Origin of the sequence: Actinomyces sp. ICM58 (assembly GCF_000283035.1) — a bacterium.
GTDB lineage: Bacteria > Actinomycetota > Actinomycetes > Actinomycetales > Actinomycetaceae > Pauljensenia.
Genome location: NZ_ALIY01000185.1, coordinates 1 through 2,392, shown reverse-complemented (window position 1 = coordinate 2,392; position 2,392 = coordinate 1). Strand labels below are relative to the sequence as shown.

General features: G+C 64.6%; 4 protein-coding genes. 2 read left to right on the top strand and 2 right to left on the bottom strand.

Translation table 11 applies throughout. From position 1 onward, the window contains the following. Both HMPREF1138_RS11340 and recR read left to right on the top strand, forming a co-directional pair. Nucleotides 1–200: hypothetical protein (locus HMPREF1138_RS11340; RefSeq protein WP_009058668.1), on the top strand; the 200-nt coding region annotated here is incomplete at its 5' end. 1 nt (nt 201) lies between these two features. Further along, nucleotides 202–795: a recombination mediator RecR gene (recR, locus tag HMPREF1138_RS08365; protein ID WP_009058673.1), complete on the top strand. Its 594-nt coding sequence runs from the start codon at nt 202–204 to the stop codon at nt 793–795. A gap of 87 nt (nt 796–882) precedes the next feature. On the opposite strand, the gene HMPREF1138_RS08360 is transcribed toward recR, so the two are convergent. Together HMPREF1138_RS08360 and HMPREF1138_RS08355 are read right to left on the bottom strand one after the other, a co-directional pair. Next, entirely contained in the window at nt 883–1,815 is a 933-nt protein-coding gene (locus HMPREF1138_RS08360) for a hypothetical protein (protein ID WP_155887159.1), read from the bottom strand. A gap of 40 nt (nt 1,816–1,855) precedes the next feature. Beyond that, the gene (locus HMPREF1138_RS08355) at nt 1,856–2,242 is read right to left on the bottom strand and encodes a hypothetical protein (protein ID WP_009058671.1); all 387 of its coding nucleotides are present in this window, start codon (nt 2,240–2,242) and stop codon (nt 1,856–1,858) included. Between the last annotated feature and the right edge of the window lie 150 nt (nt 2,243–2,392).

Here is a 2,392-nt window from a genome sequence, read left to right as displayed (position 1 = left end):
CCGCCGCTGAGGCCGCCCTGCGCGAGAAGGCCCAGCGCCAGGCTGCCGTCGTGTCCGCCCGCACTCACGCGGCCGACGACGACAGCGCCAGCATCGACGACGACAACATCGAAAACTCGCAGACGATCGGCCTGGCAGCGGTCCTGGAGATCCTCGGCGGACGCGTCATCGAAGAGAAGATGACCGAGGGAGGATACTGACATGTACGACGGCGCTCTGGCCGACCTCATCGACCAGTTCGGACAGCTGCCGGGTATCGGCCCGAAGTCCGCGCAGCGCATGGCGATGCACGTCCTGGATGCGGAGCCCGACGAGGTCGCGCGCCTCGTCGACGCGATCAACGCCGTGCGTGGGCGCGTGCGCCACTGCGACATCTGCGGCAACCTCACGGAAGAGGACGAATGCTCGATCTGCCGCGACGTGCGCCGCGACCCCAGCGCGATCTGCGTGGTCCAGGAGCCCAAGGACATTCAGGCGATCGAGGGCGCGCGCGTCTTTCGGGGGCGCTACCACGTGCTCGGCGGCGTCATCGACCCGATCCACGGGGTGGGGCCGGACCAGCTGAACATCGCCTCGCTCATGAGCCGCCTCGCGGATGGCACGGTCACCGAGGTCATCCTGGCGACCAACCCGAACGTCGAGGGCGAGGCGACGGCCGCGTACCTGGCGCGCATGCTCTCCACGATGGGGGTGGAAACCTCGCGCCTGGCCATGGGCCTGCCCATGGGCGGTGACCTGGAGTACGCGGACTCGGTAACGCTGGGTCGCGCGCTCGAGGGCCGCCGCCGCCTCTGAGCCTTCATCGACGAGGCCGTGGTTGCGCCGCGTTCGTACTGCTCGTTTTCCGGGTGGGGTGGCGTCGTCCCTGGGTGTTCGCGGGGACTAGTGGGTGCGTCGTCGGGACCAAGCGAGGGCTGTTGCTGCGATGATCATCAGGACTGTGATGGCGGCGCCGATGGCGATGAGGGGGCCGCGGTGTCCTGTGCTGCTGGTGGGGGTGGCCTCTGGTTGGGTGGTGGTGTTGGTTGGTTGTGCTTGAGGGGTGGGTGTGATGGTGTAGGGGTTGATGGGTGCGACGGGGTCAGTGAAGGGGCCGACGGTGCCCTGGTCGTCGTCGATGAAGGGTTGTTCGAGGGTTCCTTCGATGAGGGGGGCATCGGTGGTCGGGATGGTGGCCCCATGCTCGGTTTTCCATTCGCATTGTGTGCCGTGAATGTCGATGATGGGGGTGTCGACGGAGGCGCGGGAGGGCTCCGCGTTGCATTGGGCGTTGTTGATGTTCTTAAACGAGATGGAGAACTCGCTGAACTCGGCTTGTTCAAAGGACGCGGCGATCTGGTTGAGGTAGCTCATGGGTGCGCGGACTTGCAGGTGTCCGGCCTCGTCGAGGGAGTAGAAGGAGTGGCGAGCCTCGCCGATGTAGTACGCGTCGAGGTAACACGAACCGGTTGAGTACTCGGCTTCGGCGTAGTAGTCCTCCCCGCTTCCCGACCAGAATGTTTGCGCGAGGTCCTGGCATTCCTCCAGGGTGATTCTCTCGCCTCTGGACAGGCTGCCGAATGCAAGGTGCAGCTTGAACACGTCGTGGAATCCCCGTGTGGGGACGTCAAAGAGCCCGTATTGGACTCCTGCCCGCATGATGATTGCGTGGCCCGGGAGTATGCCGGGTGTGGGGGTTTGGGTGGGTGCGTCGGTGGGTGCGGGGAAGGGATCGTTGTGGGCGTGTGCGGGCAGGACGGTGCCGAGCAGACAGGCCGCCGCCGCCATCGCGCAGGCTGTCCAGCGGGTCAGTCGTCGCCTCAGTGTCGTGGTCATCGTGTTCTCGTGGTCTGTGGTGGTAATCGTTGCGTGAGCGTCAGTAGCGGTATTGGTCGGCCAGGCCCAGGATGTGGACGGTCGGGTCCTTGGAGGAGAGCAAGGCGGACTTCTGCGGAGAGACGTACACGGCGTCGATGCTCGCGATCTCCTCGTTCAGTGTCGCCTCCGCCGTGGTGTCGCCGTTCTTCAGGTTCGTGATGGCTTCCTGAACCTTGCCGGCGAACTTCCCCGCGTTATCTGCCATCGCGCGCAGCGCCGCGACTTCTTGTTCCAGGTAGGACTTGTAGACGCGGGCGAAGGCCTGGGGGCCTTCCTCGGTGCCCCACTTGCCTTCGTTCTGCAACTTGATGTTGCGTTCCAGGTCGTCGGCGGCGCTGTTGAGATTCGCGACGACGCAGTCGTCGCCCTCGATAAGGGCAGACACCCACTTCTGCCATTTATCGAGCGTCTAGGTTCTAGTGGTGGTTGCAACGGTTCTTGGTGAAGGAGTTTGTTGTGGCTGGTGTTGGTCGTGTTTTTCAGGGGGTTGAGTACCCCTCCCGTCGTGATGCGTGTCAGGCTCGGCATCGGGAGT

Bases quoted from the DNA above. Each gene is read 5' to 3' on its own strand.
- recR (WP_009058673.1), top strand. From the start codon at position 202: ATGTACGACGGCGCTCTGGCCGACCTCATCGACCAGTTCGGACAGCTG.
- HMPREF1138_RS08360 (WP_155887159.1), bottom strand. From the start codon at position 1,815: ATGACCACGACACTGAGGCGACGACTGACCCGCTGGACAGCCTGCGCG.